The organism is Kineococcus indalonis (assembly GCF_009906395.1).
Taxonomy (GTDB): Bacteria; Actinomycetota; Actinomycetes; order Actinomycetales; family Kineococcaceae; genus Kineococcus; species Kineococcus indalonis.
This window is the reverse complement of sequence record NZ_JAAALM010000306.1, coordinates 1-4,996: the sequence shown is the minus strand read 5'-3', so window position 1 is coordinate 4,996 and position 4,996 is coordinate 1. Positions and strand designations below refer to the sequence as shown.

The window sequence follows — 4,996 nt, the reverse complement described above, 5'->3', positions numbered from 1 at the left end:
GAAGGACGGGGGAGGGGGAGCGGGGGGCTCCTCCACGCAGCTCTCCTCAGGTCCCGGTGCGCCGACGGTCTTCAGCGATCGGGCGAGGCTATCGCGCTGCGCAGTGGATCAAGGACGATCCGTGGTGTTCCGGCGGGTGATCCACCCGACCGGGGCAGCGGCGGGCGGTCAGTGCGGGTGCAGGCGGGTGGGGCCCCCGAAGGACGCCCACACGGTGCGGCTGAGGTCGTCGACGTTCTCCACCACGCCCCACTCGTCGGCCAGGCTCGCCACGATGCACAGCCCGCGCCCGGAGGTGGCCCCCTCGCCCACGGCCCGCGGGCCGACCACCCGCCCCGGGGCGCCGCCGTCGGTGACCGCGACCTCCACGTGGGGCCCGCCGTCGCGGGTCACCAGGCACTGCACGTGGATGCCCCCGTCGCCCAGCGGGCGCGCGTGGCGCACCGAGTTGCCCACGATCTCGGAGACGACGATCTCGATCTCCGCGGTGCACTCGGCGTCCAGACCGGCCCCGTCCAGCACGGAGCGGACCGCGCGCCGGGCCCGTGGGACAGATGCGGCGTCGTGCTCGAACGACGACCAGTGCGTCGCCGGCACAGGGCCAACCCCCGTCGGCATCCGTCCTCCTGCCCTGCCGCCTGCTTGACGGCCCCGTAGGTACCCGAGCCGCGCGCCGGCCAAACCTGGCCGGCCGCCCCTCCCCCTCCAGGGTGGGGCACACCACCCGTCCGGCCCAGCAGCGACCCGCCACCACCGGCGTGTGACACCCACGTGAACTCTGCGCCCACGCCTGTCGCCGGGGCGCCCCGGCGTGCCACGGTGATCGAAGTCCCCGAGGCGGAGGTGCCGTGGTGAAGCTGCCCGTGCAGACGTGGTTCGACCGGGCCACCTCCCGCGCCCGGGACTGGCCGCTGGACCGGCTGCGCGCCGACAAGGGCCGCACCCGCGTCAGCGTGGTGCTGCCCGCCCTGGACGAGGAGCCCACCGTCGGCGGCGTGGTGCGCATGGTGCGCCGCCTGGCCGACGACACCGGCCTGGTCGACGAGGTCGTCGTCATGGACTCCGGCTCCACCGACGGCACCGCGCGCGCCGCCGAGGCCGCCGGGGCGGTCGTGCACCACCGCGACGACGTGCTGCCCGAGCTGGGCTCGCGCCCCGGCAAGGGCGAGGTGCTGTGGAAGTCGCTGGCCGTCACCACCGGCGACGTCGTCGTCTTCGTCGACGCCGACCTGGTGGACCCGCAGCCGCAGCTGGTCACCGGCCTGATCGGCCCGCTGCTGGCCGACCCCTCGGTGGAGCTGGTCAAGGGCTGCTACGACCGCCCCCTCAAGGGCGCCGGCGGCTCCTCCGGCGGGCGCGTCACCGAGCTCGTGGCCCGCCCGCTCCTCGGCCGCTTCTTCCCCGAGCTGGCCGGCGTGGTGCAGCCGCTGGCCGGCGAGTACGCCGGCCGCCGCCGCCTGCTGGAGGCGGTGCCCTTCAGCGGCGGCTACGGCGTGGAGATCGCGATGCTCATCGACACGCTGCGCCTGCGCGGCCTGGGCGCCATCGCCCAGGTCGACCTGGGCCGGCGCACCCACAGCCACCAGGACACCGCCGCGCTGGGCCGCATGGCCGCCCAGATCACCCACGTCGTCCACGAGCGCGCCCTGGGCGCCACCGGCTCGACCACCGCCGTCACCCAGTTCGCCCGCGACGGGTACGGGCACTACGCCCCGGTGACGCACGTGATGGACCTCGCCGAGCGCCCCCCGATGATCACCGTGGACGGGTACGCGCACCGGGTGGCCAAGGTCTCCTGAGCGCCCGGCCCCGCGACCCCGCCCCGGGGGCGCGGGGGGTCAGCGCACGAAGGGCTCGGCCCCCGTCTCGGAGACCATGGGGCGCCCGGCGTCCGCCCAGGCCCCCATGCCGCCCTCGACGTTGACGACGTCGTAGCCGTTCTGCGCGAGCCACTGCGCCACGCGCAGGGAGCGGCCGCCGGCGCGGCAGACGACGTGCAGCTCGCCCTCGGGCAGCTCGGCGAGGCGCTGGGGGACCTCGGACATGGGGACGTGCAGGGCGCCGTCGGCGTGGCCGGCGACCCACTCGTCGTCCTCGCGGACGTCGAGGAGGGTGGCGTCGGCGGGGACGGCGGCGGCGGCGACGGAGGGGACGTCGGACATGCCGGGGAGCCTACGGGTCAGCGCAGCTGCGGGGGCAGGGGCCGGGCGTGGACGACGGCGAGGGTGGAGACGGCGCGGGTGAGGGCGACGTAGAGGCGGCGCAGGCCGGTGCGCCCGTCGGGTTCGCCGTCGACGAGGTCGGCGGGTTCGACGACGACGACGCGGTCGAACTCCAGGCCCTTGACGAGGGTGGCGGGCACGAGGGAGACGCGTTCGGGCGCGGTGCCCTCGTCGTCCTCGCCGACGGCGTCGAGGCGGGTGGCGGGCACGCCGGCGGCGGCGAGGGCGGCGGCGGCGGCGTCGGTGGCCGCGTCGGCGACGACGAGGCCGATCGAGCCGTCCTCGCGCAGGAGGTCGGCGACGACGGCGACGGCGGCGGGCAGGGGGTCGCCGTGGACGGGGTGGACGTCGAGGCGGCCGGGGTCGGGGCGCACGGAGCGCGGCACGGTGAGCTCGGGGGCGATGGCGGGCAGCAGGCGGGCGGCGTAGTCGATGACGGCGGAGGGGACGCGGAAGCCGCGGTCGAGGACCTCGAGGTGGCCGTCGGGCTTGCCGAGGTGGCCGAGGACCTCGCGCCAGGAGCGGGCGGCCCAGGGGGTGGTGCCCTGGGCGATGTCGCCGAGGACGGTGGCGGCGCCGGTGGAGCAGCGCCGGCCCACGGCGCGCAGCTGCAGCGGGGAGAGGTCCTGGGCCTCGTCGAGGACGACGTGGGCGCGGGAGGGGGTGCGGGTGAGCTGGTCGGCGAGCTCGTCGAGCAGGACGGCGTCGGCGGCGCTCCAGCGGGCGGCGCCGGCGCTGCGCGGGGCGCGCTGCCACAGCAGCAGGGCGCGTTCGGCGTCGTCGAGCAGGCCCTGGGAGCTGGCGCGCAGGAAGGCGGCGTCGGACAGCAGGCGGTGCAGGACCCTGGCGGGGTCCTGGGCGGGCAGGAGCCGGTTCGCGGCGCGCTTGACGTCGGCGCTGCGGGCGACGGCGTCCTGGACGGTGTCGTCGGGGGAGTCACCGGCGGCTTCGAGGAGCTGCAGGACGGCGTGGGCCAGGCGCTGGGGCAGCAGGGCGCGGGCGGCGTCGTAGCGCACGCCGCGGGTGGTGAGCTCGTCGAGCAGCTCGCGCACCCGGTACCCGGGCACGCGCCAGCGGCGCGAGCCGCGGGTGAGGACGAGGGCGCCGCCGTCGAGGACGTCGGCGGGGTCGGCGACGGCGGACCACACGGCGCGGCGGGCGACCTCGGCCATGCGGGCGTCGCCCTTGAGGGCGGCGACGGCGGCGGGTTCGGTGGCGCGCACGCGCACCTCCGCGCGCCCGGCGCCGCCGGCGGTGACGAGGTCGGCGACGGTGCGCTGCTCGACCCGGACCTCGCCGAGGGCGGGCAGGACGGCGCCGATGTGCTGCAGGAAGGCGCGGTTGGGGCCGACGACGAGGACGCCCTGGCGGGTGAGGCGCTCGCGGTGGGCGTAGAGCAGCCAGGCGGCGCGGTGCAGGCCGACGGCGGTCTTGCCGGTGCCGGGGGCGCCCTGCACGCACACGGTGGTGCCGGCGTCGGCGCGCACGAGGGCGTCCTGCTCGGGCTGGATGGTGGCGACGATGTCGCGCATGGGCCCGGAGCGGGGGCGTTCGATCTCGCGGGCGAGGATCTGCGAGGCGGTGCCGTCCTCCCCCTCCACCTCCCCCGACCCGGCCGGCGGGTCGGCGAGGTGCTCGTCCTCGTAGGCGGTCAGCCGGCCGTGCTCGACGCCGAAGCGGCGGCGCAGGCGCACGTCGCCGCGCTCGGCGCGGCTGGCGCGGTAGAAGCCGCGCGAGACGTCGGCGCGCCAGTCCACGACGACGGGGTCGCCGGCGCCGTCGGTGACGTGGCGGCGGCCGATGTGCAGGACCTCCCCGGAGTCGTGGTCGGTGCGCCCGAAGAACAGGGCGGTGGCGGGGTCGTCGAGGAGGCTGGCGGCGCGGCGGTGCAGGACGAGGGCGAGGGCGGCGTCGGCGATCGGGTCGCCGCCGTCGGCGGTGAGGGACAGCGTGTGCTCGCGCATGCGGGTGAGTTCGGCGCGGGCGCGGTCGAGGTGCTGCTGCTCGGCGGTGAGCACGTCGGGGACCTGGCGGGCGGGCACGGTTCCTCCGGGTTGTCGAGGGAGCCCGGGGATTCTGCCGGATCCGTTGCGGGACAACAACGTTGCGATCACTCAGGCGTTCGCGGGAGGATCTTGGAGGGGCCGGTCGAGGAACCGCCGATCGGGTGGACGAACCAGTGTACGTCCGCGGTGCGCCCCGCGGCCGAGCGGCGTGCCGCCGCGGTGCCCCCGCCGCCGCCCCGTCCGGCGGTGCCCGCCGCGGGAACCGCCCGGGCCGCCGCCGCGTCCCACCGCGGTCGGGTCCGCCGGGGGGCGGGCGGGCGCGCGGGAGGCGACGATGGGCAGCACGAGCACGGCGCGGCGGCGCGGCGGGGGTGCGTTGGCCCTGGCGCTCGCCCTGGCGGTCGCGGGTGCCGCGGCGTGCGGTCAGCAGCAGGCGGGAGGCCCAGCGGTGAGCAGCAGCACGTCCAGCCCGTCCGGCAGCGCGCCGGGCGCGCCCGGCCCCTCGGGGGCGGTCACGCCGACGCCCGCGCCCGCGCCGGGCGAGCAGTCCCTGACGGTGAGCGTGGACGACGGCTCCGGCGGTGTGCGCACGTGGACGCTGACGTGCGCGCCGGACGGCACGCCGGGCGGCGACCACCCGGACGCGGCAGCGGCGTGCGCGGCGCTGGCGGCGGCGACGGTGGACCCCTTCGCACCCGTGCCCAGGGACCGCACGTGCACCCAGGTGTACGGCGGCCCGCAGCGCGCCACGGTCAGCGGGACGTGGGG

At 77.7% G+C, this 4,996-nt stretch carries 5 protein-coding genes; 2 read left to right on the top strand and 3 right to left on the bottom strand.

Annotated elements, in window-relative coordinates:
• Positions 1 to 168 precede the first annotated feature (168 nt).
• Positions 169 to 618 carry an ATP-binding protein gene (locus GTR00_RS14400; RefSeq protein ID WP_276610223.1) on the bottom strand — a complete coding sequence of 150 codons (450 nt, stop codon included), beginning with the start codon at positions 616 to 618 and terminating at the stop codon, positions 169 to 171.
• 233 nt (positions 619 to 851) lie between these two features.
• Here GTR00_RS14400 and GTR00_RS14395 point away from each other — a divergent pair, with 233 nt between their 5' ends.
• Positions 852 to 1,799, top strand: a complete 948-nt coding sequence (locus tag GTR00_RS14395; RefSeq protein WP_166612296.1) for a glucosyl-3-phosphoglycerate synthase — start codon at positions 852 to 854, stop codon at positions 1,797 to 1,799.
• Between the two features lie 39 nt (positions 1,800 to 1,838).
• On the opposite strand, the gene GTR00_RS14390 is transcribed toward GTR00_RS14395, so the two are convergent.
• Positions 1,839 to 2,162, bottom strand: a complete 324-nt coding sequence (locus tag GTR00_RS14390) for a rhodanese-like domain-containing protein (RefSeq protein WP_166612295.1) — start codon at positions 2,160 to 2,162, stop codon at positions 1,839 to 1,841.
• Between the two features lie 17 nt (positions 2,163 to 2,179).
• Positions 2,180 to 4,264: a HelD family protein gene (locus tag GTR00_RS14385; RefSeq protein ID WP_166612294.1), complete on the bottom strand. Its 2,085-nt coding sequence runs from the start codon at positions 4,262 to 4,264 to the stop codon at positions 2,180 to 2,182.
• A 412-nt stretch (positions 4,265 to 4,676) separates the two neighbouring features.
• Here GTR00_RS14385 and GTR00_RS14380 point away from each other — a divergent pair.
• The coding region (locus GTR00_RS14380; RefSeq protein WP_323132488.1) for an SSI family serine proteinase inhibitor at positions 4,677 to 4,996 on the top strand (320 nt) is incomplete at its 3' end.